This window comes from Shewanella sp. AS16 (genome assembly GCF_021412365.1).
Classification (GTDB): Bacteria; Pseudomonadota; Gammaproteobacteria; order Enterobacterales; family Shewanellaceae; genus Shewanella; species Shewanella salipaludis.
Genome location: NZ_JAKCLK010000002.1, coordinates 754272 through 769595 on the forward strand (window position 1 = coordinate 754272; position 15324 = coordinate 769595).

Consider the following 15324-nt stretch of genomic DNA (forward strand, 5'->3'; position numbering starts at 1 on the left):
AGCTCGGCGCGGTTGCCGACCCTGTCAGTCGCCGCGCCTGAACCTACCGGCCGTTAGCGGCGACGGCGCTGCAAACCCAGCAGAGACAGCAACATGAGTCCGAAGGCACCCAGGGCGCCGCCGTTGTTGCCCGCTTCAGGAGCCGGTTCCACAGGGGCGACGGGAGCCGGGTAACTCAGGGCCAAGATCACAGGATCATGGTCCGAAGCCGAGAAGGCGTTGGCCGATTTCTCCAGGCTGCCTGTGTATTTACCCGAATATTCGAACAGGTTGGATTCCACCGCATTGATATGCCAGTCTTCGATATCCACCAGCCTCGCCGCCAGGCTGGTATTGCCCAGGGCATGGTCCAGGTTACCCAATTCGCCGTTATAGCTGTAGGAATAGGTATCGACACCGTGCGCCTGGGTGTTGAGGTTGACCAGGCCGAAGCCCTTGTCAATCTTGCTGCCCTGACGCTCGAATACCTTACCGTCCAGCGTGGTCCAGGAGGCTGTCATTATGTCGCGGTCCGATTTGGCGGCGTCGAAATCTGTCAGCACCCGGATAGGATCTTCCAGGCCATAGGAATTCATGTCGCCAATCACCAGCAGATCGCCTTGCACATCCTTGAGCGCATCGCCTATGACCTTGGCCGCCGATACGCGGAAGGCATTACACTTGCCCTGCATATCCGCGGGATCTGTCTTGTCTTCGAAATTCTGCCAGTCCTCAACACAGCCCGAACCCTTGGACTTCAAATGATTCACTACGACGGTTAGACGCTCGTCATGGATCTTGAAGCTTTGTGCCAGGCTGTGGCGTTGGTACTTGTCATACGCAGGGCTGGTTTCGAGCTTGTCATCCTTTTCCCGGCTGGCCGCGCCTGCGCCGGCGTGCTGCTCAGGGGTGGCTATCACCCTGGCGGCGCCATCCAGGCTCACCCGCGCCGCACGATACAGCATGCCGACAGTGATGGCATCCGAGCCGAAATATTTGCCATCGAACTTATCTTCATCGGCTATCTCGACGAAGCTATAGGCCTCATCGGCAGTCAGTTCGGCATTCAGGGCATCGAGCAGATTCTGAATGGCACTGTCGGCACCGAAACCATTGTTGCCAATCTCCATCAGGCCGACGATATCTGCGTTCATGGCCGTGATGGCACTGACTATCTTGGCGCGCTGCAGCAACATGTCCGCTTCTGTCAGGGCGCCCCGGTTATCACCGGATGGATTGGCCGCGCCACCGACCACATCGTTAAAGAAGTTCAGTACGTTGAAACTGGCAACCCGGATATCTCCCTTGGTCGCTATCTCAGGGGCCGAGGTTCTGTCATGGGTGCGGAGGAAATCACCCGCGGTTATGCTGTTGGTCGCCACCAGGCGATAGGCACCATAGCTGTAGCCGACCATACCTTGCAGATTGGTCAGTTGATCGCCGACACGGATATAGCCGGTTTCCGCATTGAAATCTGGGAAGTAGGGCACTACACCGGCGGTGGCCTTATGGTCGGACTCGACGAAGAGCTGGTTCACGCCGTTGGCTTTGGCCAGGGCCAGGGCTGCGTCTGACATGGCAGGGTACATCTGGGTCGGCTTCATCAGCGGAGCCTGGTATGACAACAGCAGGTTGTTTCTGCCGGCGGCATAATCGAAGCTGAAGCTGCGACTGACCTTCATGTCGCTGCCGGCATCCAGCATGATCTTCATGCCTTCGTAGCGCTCCAGCGCCTGCGCCAGGGTTTCGCCATCGGCAACATAGAAGGCCGCCGGGGCGGGCGCCTGAGTCGTGGCACCAAGCTCAAACTTCTTGTCTGCCTTTATGTCTATCTGGGTCAGACCATAGTATTCCTTGACCTTGCCCTGGACACAGACTTCCACGCCAGGCTGGATCGCCTCGGGAGCGGCCTCGCCCAGGAATACGAACACCCCGTCCGAGGTGAAGGGAGAATTGTCACCCTGGAGATCCTGCAGGTAGAAACCCTTGAACAGGCTGTCGCCGCGGGCCGTAACCACACCGCGAACCGTGACTTCGGCATCGGACTCGAAACTCCCTGCCGGCACCAGGGGGCTGGACTCACCGGCGCCCTGCACTTCATAGATGGGCACCAGCTGCGCGCCGCTGCAACTGAACAGCGGCGTTTCCGGCTCGGCGGCAACGGTTAAACTGCCAAGACCCGAGAAGCTGTCCTTGGCCACTGTGTCCCATTTCGCCGGGGCGAAAACCGTGTCAGGTGTCAAGGCATCCAGCTTGCGCTGAAAACCTGTGTCCTGACCCCATCCCGCCGGCGTTGGCACTTCACCCAGGATGTCGACCACCACATCATCTTTCACCAGGGCAACGGCATCACCGCCATTGAAATATAAATCACCCGTCATGGAGTCGACGCCGGCGGCCAGGGTTATGGCGGCGCTCGGATGCAGTATCACCTTGGTGGACTCGGCCGCGATTTGCTGACCGTCGAGTGTCACCATATCGAGTGAGGTGCTGGCGCCGTCTTTATAACGCACCAATTTATAGCCTGCTAAATCGACAGCGGCAGCGCCGCTATTATAAAGTTCGATCGCCTTATTATTTGAGCTGCCTTCGACATACTCGCTGATCATCACGTCGGCACTTGCCATCATAGGCAAAGCGGCGGCTACTGCCAGCGAAATAGCCGTCAGCTTGTTAACATGTTCCATTTTCCAACCCCATTATTATAATATTCGCGTTAACTATTATTAACGTGCGCGGGATTGTCCCAGAGATGCAACCCGAAAAGAAGCAGCCACAACGGCAGCTTTCGAAAAACTAAAACACTATGCCACTGATATTAAACAATAAGATTGTTCTCCCATGAAAACGGGCTGCCGGGTAACATTGCCCAAACCCAGATGAGACAAGCATAACCAGAAAACAAATGCCAAGATCAAGCCTGGCTGAAAGGATATTTCAAACAAGGCATACCAGATATTATTTTTATATGAGATGAACCGATTGACGATATTTCAGACTGAAATATATAGCATGGCAAACCGTATATTGAGGCGGCTGTTTTCCAATATTCGCGATTAAGGTTATTTAGGCAGCCTGAGCCTTCAGGCGAATAAAAAATGTCGATTAAAAGCAAAGGCAAAATGACCGGCAAGAATCACAGATAGCAATGCGTATGCTCTCCCAGAGCCCCTGTTAATTTAAGCACTGCTTCCCTGGGATAGGCGAGCCGGCTTAAATCCGGCTTATGGCGACTGCCGGGCAGAGCCGGCACCTTGAACCTGCGCCCGAGTCGCTACCTGTGCAGGCATGGCTCATGATATTCAAAATCCAAGATATTCAAAATCCAACGCATTCAAAACTCAATGCATTCAAAAATAATTACTGGCTGAATAAGTTCAATTGATTTCATTGAATCTTCATGAGGCCTTATACTGACGTCTCATTCCTGAGGCCTGTATATGACAAGTTACATCCGCCACTTCCGCGACATCCGGCTTACATCCTGGCTATTTATCCTGGTCGGACTCCTATGCCTGACGCCTGTGATCTCATCGCCCATGGCGCTGGTGCTGGGGTTCAGCCTGGCGAGCCTGGGTTGGGTACCGGAACAGTGGCCGATAGCCACCCTGACCAAGAAGTTGCTGGCCTATTCTATCGTGGGCCTGGGATTCGGCATCCAGCTGCAAACGGCAATAGCCATCAGCCTGGATAACCTGGGGCTCATCTTAGGCTCTATCCTGTTCACCCTGGCGCTGGGCTCACTGCTGACCCGACTGCTGAAACTGGATATCAAGACCGGCCACCTTATCGCCTGCGGCACAGCCATTTGTGGTGGCAGCGCCATCGCGGCTGTGGCACCGGCCGTCGAGGCCCGCAGCGAACAGACGGCGCTGGCACTGGCCTGCGTGTTTATCCTCAATTCTGTCGCCTTGTTTGTGTTCCCGGCCATAGGCCACCTGTTGCAGCTGAGCCAATATGAGTTCGGCGTCTGGAGTGCCATCGCCATCCACGACACCTCATCCGTGGTGGGCGCCGCCTCGGCCTATGGCGATGAAGCCCTGACGACGGCAACCACCATCAAGCTCGCCAGGGCCCTGTGGATAGTGCCTGTCGCCCTGTTAAGCGCCCTCGCATTTGGTGGCAGCAGCCGCAAGATAGCTGTGCCTTACTTCATCCTCTTTTACTGTGCGGCGATCGCCATGGCCCAGCTATTTCCCCAGGGAGAGGTGTGGTACCAATTGGCGTTCGGCCTGTCCAAGCGGATGCTGGTCTTGTGTTTATTTCTGATAGGTGCCGGGATCACGGCCAGGAAGATGCGGGCCAACGGACCCAAACCTTTGCTGCTCGGCGTGCTCTTATGGTTGGCCATAGGCAGTGGCTCGCTGCTCTATATTCTCTATTGGCATTAAGATGCCTGAGCCCAGGCGCGAGTCAGGAGGGATGGGAAGGAGCTGGGACATCAAGACTAGTGTGTTTTTTGAGACGAGTCTCTCTGGCCGCCCAGCACCAACCAGAGCAGACAGCCGAAGGCAGCCAATTCTATGACTGAACGCAGCAGGCCCGTGGTCTGGGTCGAAGCCAACAAGGCCCCCAGGCAGGATGAGATGATTAACCACTTTTTCAATAACTTGCTCCACTGAGATACTCAGGGATTATTATTGGGCAGTTCCTGGCTCGTCACCAATATCGATTTCCACTAACAAATAGCCATAAGGGCTAAGCCGGCTCACTTGTCCAAGGCGCGCATACGTCTGCCCAGCAGATAGCCGCTCAGGATGGAGAAGAGGCAATAAGAGGTGAAGTAGTAGAAGCCCACTTCAAACTGGCCCTGGGTCTGCAACCTTTCCCCCATACCCGCCGAGGCATTTCCCGTCATGTAGGTGATGATCAGCGCCACCACAAACACATCCGCCATTGACCACTTGGCTATCAGGTCGATCACCCTGGCGAGCCTATGCTGCAGCTGCAACCTCATAGGCAAGTGCATCAGCAGCATGAGGCAGAGTTTCAACCCTGGCACCGCCACACTGAATAAGATCACCAGCGCGGCCACCAGACTGTTGCCCGACTGGTGCAGCTCGGTGGCCGTCCCCCAGATGCTGCGGGTCTTCTGGAATACTTCCACCTCCCCCTGAGCCCTATCCATCCCCAGCATGCTACTGACAAAGCCCAACATACCGCGGGTGTTGTCCGTATCACCCAGGTTTTCGGCCAGCATATCCAGGCCGGCGGCGGTCAATTGGGACTTTTCTATGCTGCCGCTGATGCTCAGAATAGGTTGGGTCACTCCTGGGATCAGCAGGGCGAGCGAGATGAGTATGACTGAGATAGATAAAGATGATTTCATATGTAATCCAAGAAGATAGCAATCGCAGGCCAGCCTGGACCTGCGTGGCGCTGCCAGGGCTCAATAAAAAGGAGTGGGGTCTATCTCCAGGCTGCTGGGTGATACGCCCCTGTCTATATTGAGATCGACCTTGAGCAAGTCGACCATGGTGACGTCGATATAGCGTTTATGTTTGAGAGAATAGAAACATTTTACCACAGGGTGCAAGGCGTCCCGCCCAGTGGATTCCCAGACGATGCCTATGCGTCCATCTGAGAGCATCACCAGAGAGCCCACGGGATAGATGCCGATACAGCGGATGAACTCATAGACCAGGCCCTGATCCAAATGAAAGGGGGTCAGGCTGAGCAAGATCTTGAAGGCGGCGGCCGGGCTCATGGCCTCCTTGTAACAGCGGGTCGCGGTCAGGGCATCGAAAATATCGACTATGCAACTCATGCGGCCATGCAACGGCAGCTGTTCGTCTTTCAGGCCCCTGGGGTAGCCCTTGCCATCAAGCTTTTCATGGTGCATCAAGCATACGTCTTTGCTCGTCTGGGACAGGCCCTGGGTTTCGGCCATGATCTCCAGGGCATACACCTGATGCAGCTTTATATGTTCAAATTCTTCCTGGGTGAGCTTGCCGGGTTTATGCAGCACCTCATTGTCTACCTTGATCTTGCCTATGTCGTGCAGGATCCCGCCTATGGCCATCTGCCGCAGGGTTTCCCGCTCGAGTTTAAGGTATTTGCCGAAGGTGACCAGCAGGAAGGCGACGTTGACCGAATGCTCGAGCAAATAGGCATCCTTGGATCTCAGCGCCGACACACACTTGAGCGCATCGGCATCCAGGAGCACGGCTTCGATCATGTTGTCGGCCAGGGCCTCAAAGGGGGCCACTTCTATGGCCTTGCCCTCGAAGGTTTCAGATAAGACCTTACGAATGAGGTGTTTGGCTTCGCCGAGAATTTTTTTGGCTTGGGTCTGCTGCAGATCGCGACTCGGGACAAGCTTTTCGGCACTCGGCCTGGGCGGCGTGATGGTTTTTTTCTTCAGGCCACAGCAGTCTGAAGAGCGCTGGGCGTTGACCCAAACATGTTTGATGCCATTCTTCACCAGCTTGGTGATGGCCTCTTGCCCCCGTATCCGGCCGGCATTGGCTATGGCCACCTTGCCGTGATTATCGACGGCGCAGACAAACATGCCCAGCGTCAATTCAGACACGGGAACCTTGATCAACGCCTGAGATTCAGTCGAATCACCCATATATACCCCCCAGGTGACAAGGGCTCGAGTCGAGCCCCGTCCGGCATGCTTGCGCGCCTCGGTGGCGCAGCTTGTTATCATGATATTATCAAGCGCCAAGACGCTCATTCTATTCCCGGGTGAACAAAACCACCATAGCCGGCTCGCTCGAAACGCAACCCAAGTCTGCCGCCCAGCCCAGAAAATGGCATGGCATGGCTCATGCCCGCCGCCCCCATATGTCGCGTTTCGCTAAGGGCAAACCCGATCCTGGTTCGTGTTAAAAATAAAAAATAATGATATATTCACAACAGGTTAGCTAAGTTATTGACAGAAAATACCTGGCTGCTTAAGTTGAAACCTCTGAGTCATTCCCCGGCTAAAATCCCCAGGACTCAGCTCTGTCCATGGCCACTCTTTATTTGGAGTCTTATTTGTCAACCGCCGTTTTTTTAGCCGCCTTAGGCACGCTCGAGGACAGACTCAAACGCCTGCCGGCCTCATCTCAGCCACGGCTCCGACTGACGGTCGACTGCGGCGCCGTCAACCCCATGGAGTGGCTGGCCGGACAAGCCCTCTACCCTCGCCTTTACTGGTGCGGGCGTGACAATGGGGAAGAAGTCGCGGCCGTGGGTATCTGTCAGGACTTTCGCTTCGAGTCTGCCGATGATCCGGGGCTCGCAGCCCTGTTGCAGCACACTGCGGCTCACACCGGCAACGCCCGTCTCTACGGCGGCGTCGCCTTCGATGCCACCGGCCCTGCCTGGTCAGAATTCGGTTATGCCAGATTTGTGTTGCCGCGGGTTGAACTCACACGCCGGGCTGGCAACTACCAGCTATCCGTCAACCTGAATAGCGAAAACGCGGGACTGGCGGCCGAACGCGAGGCGGCGCTGGCGGCCCTTCTGAGTCTGTTGCCGCCTCGGCCACTGCCCCAGAGGGAAGCCTCTGCCGTTGTGGGCCGCAGCCATAACCCTGAGTTTCCCCGTTGGCAGACGTTGGTGACGCAGATCACCTCGGCCAACTTCAACCGCCATACCCCCAAGGTAGTGCTCGCGCGCCAGACCCGGCTCGACTTCGAACGGGATCTCTGTCCCTGGAGTCTGCTGCGCCGCTGGCAGCAACTGAACCCCGGCTGCTTTCAGTTTGGTTTTCAATTCGGTCCAGGCGCCAGCTTCATCTCCTGCTCACCCGAGCGCCTGTACCTGCGTAGGCGCAACTTGCTCCAGAGCGAAGCCCTGGCAGGCACCGCCCGCCGCGGTGCCAACGAGGCCGAAGACACCAGCCTGGCCAATGAACTCTTGGCAGACAGCAAGAATGCCGAAGAGAACCTCTGGGTCAAACAGGATATTCTGACCGCCCTGGCACCACTGAGCGAACGAGTCGAGGCCGAGGCCCATCCCAGGATATTCAAGCTCGCGCATGTGCAGCATCTGCATACGAGCATTCACGCCCGGCTCAAACGGGAGACGGGGGATCGGCAATTGCTGCAGGCATTGCATCCCACCCCTGCCGTCGGCGGCTATCCCCGCCAATCGGCGATGACCTTCATCCGTGGGCACGAGACAGAGCCCAGGGGCTGGTATGCCGGCGCCTGTGGTTATTTGAGTGCGGATGAAACTGAGTTTGCCGTGGCCATTCGCAGCGCCTACCTCCAAGGTAAGCAGGTATGCCTGTATGCCGGGGCCGGCATAGTCGCAGGCTCTCGGCCGGAAGCCGAATGGCGGGAACTGGACAATAAGTTGGCGACCGTACTGTCAATTCTGCTCGACGGCAAGGCGCTGGCTTAGCTTCTGCTGCCATGCGTCGAATAACGCCGCCCGCTCGCCGGAGGCTATCAGGGCCTTATGTTGCAGATCGAAGTGAGCCTTCAACCTCCTGCCCTTGGCGTTGTCGGCGAAACCGAAATACACTTCGGCCCTGAGCACATCCGGAATGAGCACATAAGCCTGAGGACGCTTCAGTTGCCGGCTCAAGCGCCGGATCTCCACCCGGTAGTCCAGGACGGCATCTATGCTGCCGGCATTCAACTGATTCAACATGTCCAACAAGTTGCTGCCTTCCTGATAGTCCATGGCGATCTTGGTCAGGGAGTCGTACCTATAGCCCTTCATGGCTCGCACCTTTTTCGCCTTCAGGCTAGCGACGCCTTGCCAGTTGGCGGCGAGTCCGGGGCCAACCGCGGCATCTATCGTCTCAACTTCGACCCAATCCTCGCTGTAGAGACCCGAACCCAAGTCGCCTCGGTAGACGCTCAGCACTATGTCGGCGCGCTGCCTGTCCAGCATATACAGGGTGCGGGCGAAAGGCAGGAAGTGCACCCGCAGCGTCCAGTCCTCGGCGGGAAACACGCGCTCGAGCAAGGCCAGGTAGTAACCTTGCTCAGCTTCATCTACCGCGTACCCTTGCCAACTGGCCGTGACCACATCCACAGGCATGGGCCCGGCCCCGACAGTCATTGACAGAGCACTCCAAACCAACGCCCAGAAACACGCCCAAATCGGTTGCATACTTTGGCCTCCCAGACTCCAAGTGTAGGCGCCACTCTGGTATTTGCTATGCTTGACCGGCAGGCAACTTGCATCATGGGCCAGCATCTCTATAATGTGCCGCCCTGAACAAGGGCAGATTGTCTGCCAGCTGCGGGTTCCCTCACCCCGCCGGACTCACTAAAAAGGCCACAAGATGTTAACGCTATCGACCGCGCAATTTCGCCGCGCCCTCATCCTATTGTCGGGGTTCCACATACTCGTCATTTGCGCCAGTAATTACCTGGTACAGCTACCCTTTCAGATAGCAGGACTGCACACCACCTGGGGCGCCTTCAGCTTCCCCTTCGTCTACCTGGCATCCGATCTTACTGTGCGCATTTTCGGTCAGGATGCCGCTCGCCGTATCATCTTTCGTGCCATGCTGCCCGCGCTTGTCATCTCCTATCTGGTCGGTGTGCTGTTCCACCAGGGTGACTTTCAGGGTGCCCAGACACTGAGTGAATTCAATACCTTGGTATTTCGCATCGCCTTCGCCAGTTTTGCCGCCTATCTCCTGGGACAATTGATGGACATACGGGTATTCGCCCACCTGAGACGCAGTGCTTCATGGTGGCTGGCGCCGACGGCTTCGACCCTGATAGGCAATCTGCTGGATACTTCGGTATTTTTCGGCCTCGCCTTCTACGCTTCCTCGGATGATTTCATGGCACGGCATTGGCCGGAAATCGCCACGGTGGACTATGGCTTTAAACTCGTCGTCAGCCTGGGACTCTTCCTGCCAGCCTATGGCCTGCTGTTGAAATACTTGCAGGACAAGATCTTGCATGAAACGCCCGTAAACCTGCTCTCCCGTTGAGATCTAACTGGCCGGACCTGTTATAATACGGCCGGTGTTATCCCCAGGATGAGAGTTAAGATGTATTCCATAGAAATTGAAGCTATTACCCAAATTGATGCCGCTCAGCTATCCCTGCTGGGTGACCTGTTTGCCCAGATCCCCGAGTTTGACTCGCCCAGATCCCACGAGGAATACAGCGAGCGCTTGCCGTCGGGGCACAGCCTCTTGCTGTTGGCCAAGATCCAAGGGGAACCAGCCGGCTTCAAGTTGGGCTATGCGCTGGATGACAGCACTTTTTACAGCTGGTTGGGGGGCGTCTTGCCCGACTTCAGACAACTGGGACTGGGCAAAGCGCTCCTGACCTGTCAGGAAGACTGGGCCAGGACTCAGGGTTATAGGAACATTCAAGTCAAGAGCCGCAACCGCTTCCCCGCCATGCTCGGCATGCTGCTGAGCCAGCAATATCGCGTGACATCATTGCAGACGGACGCACGGGACACGCTGGATAATAGATTGACGTTAAACAAAAATATTTAACGCTCAGGCTATTTCACATCATTTCCAACAATTAGCTTGCAAACACAAATGATAATGATTATTATTTGCTTGCGTTCCAAAACTCACCTCGCTCAGAGTATCAATGGTCTTCTCCGGGTGCAGGGCTCCTGAGTTTGCAAGCACGACATTGCTCACACACTCTTTGTGGCCGGATTAATCATCCGGCTTTTTTTTATGTCATGCCACGGCAGCGCTCGCCGGCATAGCCTCCTTTCGAAGCAGGTTTTTTCTCCCATAGAGTGATAGACTTAGCCTAAGTAATAATCGCCCCAGTCTCATCCATCATGGCATTCACCCGTAGACAGTGGAACAACATCATCATCATCGCCAGCATTGTCATGGTCGCGGTACTGTCTTTTCTGCAATCCAAAACCGGACAAATGCCCGCCGATACCAGGCCACTGTTCGACGACGCGGCCCCCCTGGCCCAGCTGCAGCTCGACGGCCTCTGGTTACAGCGCCGGGCCACGGGTTGGCAATGCGACCCCCAGGTACTCAACTGTGAACAATGGGCAAATGCCTGGCAGGCGGTGAGCATATCGGCATTGGAAGGCACTCCCACAGTCGGCGGAGAACCCCGGGAATTGCTCATCCAGATCGCCGGAATTCCCCAGTCACAACTTTGGCTCTACTTCCCGGCCTCCGGACTGCTCAAATCCCCCGCCGGCAATTGGTATCAGATCCCCCCCAGCCTCAGGGAAACACTGCAACCCATTCTCAGCGCCCAGCCATAAACGAAAGTCATAAGCGAGAGTCATAAGCGAGAGTCATAAGCGAGAGTCTAATGCCAGAATTACCCGAAGTCGAAGTCACCCGCCAGGGAATAGCCCCTCATCTGCTCGAGCAGCGAGTCACAGATCTCATCATACGCAATGCCTCGCTGCGCTGGCCCGTGCCCGAGATAGCCAGACAGATCGTAGGCCAGACCATACGCGCCGTGCGGCGCAGGGCCAAGTACCTGCTGATAGACACAGATGCGGGCACTACGATAGTCCATCTGGGCATGTCCGGCAGCCTGCGCATCCTGCCGCGAGGCACCCAAGTCGAGAAGCACGATCACATAGATCTCGAGCTGGCCAACGGCCGCATATTGCGCTTCAACGATCCCCGCCGTTTCGGCGCCTGGCTCTGGTGTGAATTGCCCGAGGAAGCCCATCCCCTGCTATCCAAGCTGGGACCCGAGCCCTTGACCCTGGGGTTCAATCCGCAGCAGCTGGCCGCCGCATTGAAGGGCAAGAAGAAGGCTATCAAGCTATGCCTGATGGACAATCACATAGTGGTCGGCGTGGGTAATATCTACGCCAACGAGGCCCTGTTTGCCGCCGGCATACACCCACAAGCCGAGGCCGGCAGGATAGACATGGAACGCCTGACCCTGCTGACCGCCGAGGTGAAGCAGATTTTGGCCAATGCCATCCGCCAGGGCGGCACCACCCTCAAAGATTTCACCAACGCCGACGGCAAACCCGGCTATTTCGCCCAGAAGCTGCATGTCTATGGCCGCGGCGGCGACAGCTGCACCGCCTGTGGCAACCTGCTGAGTGAGATTCGTCTGGGCCAGCGCACCACAGTCTTCTGCGGCATCTGCCAGACAAAATGACCCTGCCGGTGACACACATAAAAAACGCCTGCGATTGCAGGCGTTTTTAGTTGTTTGCAGCTACTCTGTCATCCAGCGACCCGGATGCTCAGTGAAGTAACGATACTCACGCTCGGGCGCCTGGCACTCAGGCAAGCGATTGGCCTCGGACAGGAGGATCCAGTTATCCCTGTGGGCCATGCCCATGTTCTGCCCGGCAGCCAGGTCGAAGCAGCTCAAGGTGGCTGTGTCGGGCACCAGCAGATAACGCCTTTCACCCTGTTGGATCCATTGCCAGGCATTGCGCTCCTGCTCTTCGACACTCGCCAGATAGCTGAAGTGGGTGATGCTGACGGGTGAGAACAAGATAAATTGTTCCTTGAACTTGATCAGTCCCAACTCGGCATCCTCACCTATCACCCGGGCCGTATGTGCCATCAATGCCTGAGGCGTGCGCACAGGATCCAGCAAGCTGTAACCCCAGGTACTGATCAACCCCCAGGCCAGCGCCATGACGGCCGCCACCCGCACCAGGGAAAGCTGCTTTCTCAGGAACCAGAGCAAGGCGGCCCACAGCAGTGCCAGGCAGATGAACAGATAGCCAATGCCAGACAGATCGTCGCTGTAATCCCTCAGCGCCTTGACCAGTGCCGGATAATGGCTCAACGCCAGCACCCCGGCCAGCATAAGCACACAGCCCAGGAACCACAACAGGCCGGATACCAGCGTCTCGAACCACCTGCGCGGCGCCTCGCCTGTCAGGGCGGCAGAGATGAGCAGCGCCATCATGGGCAGGGCCGGCAGTATATAGACATCGCGCTTACCCGGACTGATGCTGAAAAACACCAGTACCAGCACCACCCAACCCAAGAGTATCGCGATATTCGGCTCGGCCTTGACCTTGGTCACTAAGCGTTGCCAGTGAGCCAGAACGAGCAAGGGAATGGGAAACCACATCATGGGGATCACGGTCAGGATGAAGTAATACCATGGCTTGATATGATGCCAGGCGTGGGCATAGCGTTCACCCGTTTGCTTGAAGAGTATGTTGTTCTGATACTGGAGCAACTCGTGACTGCCCTGGGATTGCACCGTCAGCACCATGGGTACCAGCCAGCAGGCGATCACCGCCAGCATGGCCACAGGCCCTGCCAGGCAAGTCCAGGTCAGCCTTCCCTTGAACAGGGATCTGTCTTTCAGACCATAGGCCAGGATAGGGATCAGCATCAGCAAAGGCAGGAAACCTACGCCCTTGGTGATCACCCCCAGTCCCATGAAGGCCCAGCCGGTGAAATACCAGCGCCAATGGGGGCCGAGCATGAAATGACGTATCAGGCCATAACAGCCGACGGTGATCCAGCACATCACCATGGCATCTATCTGGGCATTCTTGGCCTGTATCAGGAACTGGGGCACTATCAGCAGCAGCAAGGCGGCATTGCGGCCGACCCGCACGTTCCACAGCCTGGCACCCAGGTCGAACACCAGAAATACGGTCAACAGGCCACAGAGGGCGTTGGGCAGCAGGAAGGCCATTTTAAGGCTGCCGGTCAGCAGATAAAACAGGGCTATGGCCCACATGAATACCGGCGGCTTGTCTGGATAATACTCACCGCCCCGGGTCGGAAACAACCACTGGCCCGAGGTCACCATCTCCCTGGCGACTTCGACAAACCTGGGTTCGTCGGCGGGCCAGGGGGAACGAAAACCTATGCCAACGAATAAGATCAACAGCGACAGGGTGAGCAAGGGCCAGAGTACCTTGTAATAGTCCTGACTATTCAATGCCTTCAGTGGCGAGGTCATACACTTTCCTTATCCAGAGTCTCTATGTCTTCCACCTGCTTGCGCAGCCGGCTACGGTAAAGATGGGCACCTATCAGGGAGGAAACCACGAACAGGCCTATGCTGGTCGCCAACTGATAATGATCCGACAGGCCGATACCGGCACCGGCAAAGCTGAAGATCAACATCTGCGGCAGGTAACCTATGAAGCTGCCGAGCAGGAAGCCGGTTGCCCCTACATGGGTGGCACCGGCAAACAGATTGGTCAACAGGTTACTGCCGACAGGCAGCAGGCGCACCATCAGCACCTTGACCCAAGTCTGCTCTATCAGCAACGCCTCGAGCCTGTTGATACGGCGCCCGAAGCGTCGCTGCAACGGCTTGCGTATGGTGAAGCGTGCCAGATAAAAAGAAATGCCGCAGCCCAGCAGGGTAGACAGAGTCGACACCAGGGCGCCGCTCGGGCCTCCCAGGGCGAAGCCGAAGACGAAAGCGATCACTTGCCTCGGACCACCGACTGCGGTGAACAGGGCGCCGGCGGCAAACAACACGGCCAGGGCCTGCAAGCCTTGCTCACGCACATAGCCTGCGACCCAGTTGCTGTCGGTAATATGTTCGAACATGCCCTGCTGGGCGGCTATCGTCAGCAGCAAGAGTATGCCGACGACCACACACGCCTTGAGTAACCGCTTCATCTTATTGAGCCTTGGTCGTCTCGGTTTTTATTACCTTGGGCAGACGGGTGCGACTGTTGAGCCACATGACCCCGAAAATATCCACTATGCCGACCCAGACACGATTCCAGGCTGTGTATTTGGACACACCTTCCATGCGGTCCCTGTGATTGACCACCACCACATGCACCTCGCCACCATGACGGCGTACCAGTGCGGGTATGTACCTGTGCATATGATCGAAATAGGGCAGTTTGAGGAAAGTCGACTTGGGAAACAGCTTCAGGCCACAGCCCGTGTCGGGCACACCATCGTTCAACATGGCGTTACGCACCTTGTTGGCCAACTTGGATTGGAAACGCTTCCAGGCGGTATCCTTGCGGTGCTTGCGGTAACCCGCAATGCAAAAATCGACCTCATGAATGCCGTCGAGTAACGCCAGCATGGCAGGAATGTCGGCCGGGTCATTCTGACCGTCGGCGTCCATGGTGACTATGTATGTGCCTTCGGCATTCAATATGCCTGTATGCAGGGCCGTACTCTGGCCTGTGCTCTTCTCATGGCGTATGGCCTTGGTGGCACAACCCAGGCGTTCACCCGTGCGCAGCAACTCACCGAAGGTATCGTCACTGCTGCCATCGTCGACAACCACCACTTCGAAAGGGGTCTTGCCCTGCAATGCCTGGTGAATTTCTGTGACTAACTGGCCTATGTTGGCCTGCTCGTCTTTGGCTGGTATTACGACTGAAATCAACTTGTTACTCCCGACATAACTCATAGGTTATGTTAATATTGCCAGATAAAATACCCTTTCATTCGGGTGATTTGTCCCTTATCCGGCGTCCAAAACCCACTCGAATGCCAAC

The 15324-nt window shown here is 56.5% G+C and carries 14 protein-coding genes; 6 read left to right on the forward strand and 8 right to left on the reverse strand.

All coding sequences use genetic code 11. The features are described from left to right. Positions 1-53 precede the first annotated feature (53 nt). Positions 54-2666: an extracellular exonuclease ExeM gene (gene exeM / locus LZP73_RS08075; protein WP_234234044.1), complete on the reverse strand. Its 2613-nt coding sequence runs from the start codon at positions 2664-2666 to the stop codon at positions 54-56. A gap of 753 nt (positions 2667-3419) precedes the next feature. Here exeM and LZP73_RS08080 point away from each other — a divergent pair. Then, positions 3420-4370 (forward strand): YeiH family protein, encoded by a 951-nt coding sequence (locus LZP73_RS08080; protein ID WP_234234045.1) that lies wholly within the window; start codon positions 3420-3422, stop codon positions 4368-4370. Positions 4371-4426: 56 nt separating this feature from the next. Here LZP73_RS08080 and LZP73_RS08085 read toward each other — a convergent pair whose 3' ends face one another. The 3 genes from LZP73_RS08085 to LZP73_RS08095 all read right to left on the reverse strand — a co-directional run bounded on the left by LZP73_RS08085 (position 4427) and on the right by LZP73_RS08095 (position 6553). Then, complete coding sequence (locus LZP73_RS08085; protein WP_234234046.1) at positions 4427-4585, reverse strand: hypothetical protein; 159 nt, start codon at positions 4583-4585, stop codon at positions 4427-4429. A 102-nt stretch (positions 4586-4687) separates the two neighbouring features. Then, positions 4688-5308, reverse strand: coding sequence for a paraquat-inducible protein A (locus tag LZP73_RS08090; RefSeq protein ID WP_234234047.1), 621 nt, complete (start codon positions 5306-5308; stop codon positions 4688-4690). 60 nt (positions 5309-5368) lie between these two features. Continuing rightward, positions 5369-6553, reverse strand: coding sequence for an HD-GYP domain-containing protein (locus tag LZP73_RS08095; RefSeq protein WP_234234048.1), 1185 nt, complete (start codon positions 6551-6553; stop codon positions 5369-5371). Positions 6554-6966: 413 nt separating this feature from the next. Between LZP73_RS08095 and LZP73_RS08100 the strand changes: the two genes are divergently transcribed. Further along, the gene (locus LZP73_RS08100) at positions 6967-8322 is read left to right on the forward strand and encodes an isochorismate synthase (RefSeq protein ID WP_234234050.1); all 1356 of its coding nucleotides are present in this window, start codon (positions 6967-6969) and stop codon (positions 8320-8322) included. On the opposite strand, the gene LZP73_RS08105 is transcribed toward LZP73_RS08100, so the two are convergent. Continuing rightward, positions 8290-8991 carry a substrate-binding periplasmic protein gene (locus tag LZP73_RS08105; RefSeq protein WP_234234052.1) on the reverse strand — a complete coding sequence of 234 codons (702 nt, stop codon included), beginning with the start codon at positions 8989-8991 and terminating at the stop codon, positions 8290-8292. The two genes, LZP73_RS08100 and LZP73_RS08105, sit on opposite strands and share 33 nt — an antisense overlap. Positions 8992-9217: 226 nt before the next feature. Between LZP73_RS08105 and LZP73_RS08110 the strand changes: the two genes are divergently transcribed. From LZP73_RS08110 to mutM, 4 genes are all read left to right on the forward strand, one after another. Next, positions 9218-9880 carry a 7-cyano-7-deazaguanine/7-aminomethyl-7-deazaguanine transporter gene (locus LZP73_RS08110; protein WP_234234054.1) on the forward strand — a complete coding sequence of 221 codons (663 nt, stop codon included), beginning with the start codon at positions 9218-9220 and terminating at the stop codon, positions 9878-9880. 60 nt (positions 9881-9940) lie between these two features. Then, a complete protein-coding gene (locus LZP73_RS08115) occupies positions 9941-10399 on the forward strand; it encodes a GNAT family N-acetyltransferase (protein WP_234234056.1) in 459 nt (152 codons plus the stop codon). Positions 10400-10704: 305 nt separating this feature from the next. Further along, positions 10705-11154, forward strand: coding sequence for a hypothetical protein (locus LZP73_RS08120; RefSeq protein ID WP_234234058.1), 450 nt, complete (start codon positions 10705-10707; stop codon positions 11152-11154). A gap of 50 nt (positions 11155-11204) precedes the next feature. Beyond that, a complete protein-coding gene (gene mutM / locus LZP73_RS08125) occupies positions 11205-12020 on the forward strand; it encodes a bifunctional DNA-formamidopyrimidine glycosylase/DNA-(apurinic or apyrimidinic site) lyase (RefSeq protein ID WP_234234061.1) in 816 nt (271 codons plus the stop codon). A gap of 60 nt (positions 12021-12080) precedes the next feature. Here the strand turns inward: mutM and LZP73_RS08130 are convergent, their stop codons facing one another. Genes LZP73_RS08130 through LZP73_RS08140 form a run of 3 tightly spaced genes read right to left on the reverse strand, consistent with a single transcriptional unit; the run spans position 12081 to position 15212 of the window. After that, positions 12081-13805 carry an ArnT family glycosyltransferase gene (locus LZP73_RS08130; protein ID WP_234234063.1) on the reverse strand — a complete coding sequence of 575 codons (1725 nt, stop codon included), beginning with the start codon at positions 13803-13805 and terminating at the stop codon, positions 12081-12083. Then, the gene (locus LZP73_RS08135; protein ID WP_234234065.1) at positions 13802-14479 is read right to left on the reverse strand and encodes a TVP38/TMEM64 family protein; all 678 of its coding nucleotides are present in this window, start codon (positions 14477-14479) and stop codon (positions 13802-13804) included. Before LZP73_RS08135 ends, LZP73_RS08130 begins: the two co-directional genes overlap by 4 nt. Before the next feature lies 1 nt (position 14480). Then, complete coding sequence (locus LZP73_RS08140; RefSeq protein WP_234234067.1) at positions 14481-15212, reverse strand: glycosyltransferase family 2 protein; 732 nt, start codon at positions 15210-15212, stop codon at positions 14481-14483. Between the last annotated feature and the right edge of the window lie 112 nt (positions 15213-15324).

Excerpts from the sequence above, each read along its gene's own strand:
- exeM (WP_234234044.1), bottom strand. The coding sequence starts at position 2,666 with ATGGAACATGTTAACAAGCTGACGGCTATTTCGCTGGCAGTAGCCGCC.
- LZP73_RS08110 (WP_234234054.1), top strand. The coding sequence starts at position 9,218 with ATGTTAACGCTATCGACCGCGCAATTTCGCCGCGCCCTCATCCTATTG.
- LZP73_RS08120 (WP_234234058.1), top strand. The coding sequence starts at position 10,705 with ATGGCATTCACCCGTAGACAGTGGAACAACATCATCATCATCGCCAGC.
- LZP73_RS08080 (WP_234234045.1), top strand. The coding sequence starts at position 3,420 with ATGACAAGTTACATCCGCCACTTCCGCGACATCCGGCTTACATCCTGG.
- LZP73_RS08105 (WP_234234052.1), bottom strand. The coding sequence starts at position 8,991 with ATGACTGTCGGGGCCGGGCCCATGCCTGTGGATGTGGTCACGGCCAGT.
- LZP73_RS08115 (WP_234234056.1), top strand. The coding sequence starts at position 9,941 with ATGTATTCCATAGAAATTGAAGCTATTACCCAAATTGATGCCGCTCAG.
- LZP73_RS08130 (WP_234234063.1), bottom strand. The coding sequence starts at position 13,805 with ATGACCTCGCCACTGAAGGCATTGAATAGTCAGGACTATTACAAGGTA.
- LZP73_RS08095 (WP_234234048.1), bottom strand. The coding sequence starts at position 6,553 with ATGGGTGATTCGACTGAATCTCAGGCGTTGATCAAGGTTCCCGTGTCT.
- LZP73_RS08135 (WP_234234065.1), bottom strand. The coding sequence starts at position 14,479 with ATGAAGCGGTTACTCAAGGCGTGTGTGGTCGTCGGCATACTCTTGCTG.
- mutM (WP_234234061.1), top strand. The coding sequence starts at position 11,205 with ATGCCAGAATTACCCGAAGTCGAAGTCACCCGCCAGGGAATAGCCCCT.
- LZP73_RS08090 (WP_234234047.1), bottom strand. The coding sequence starts at position 5,308 with ATGAAATCATCTTTATCTATCTCAGTCATACTCATCTCGCTCGCCCTG.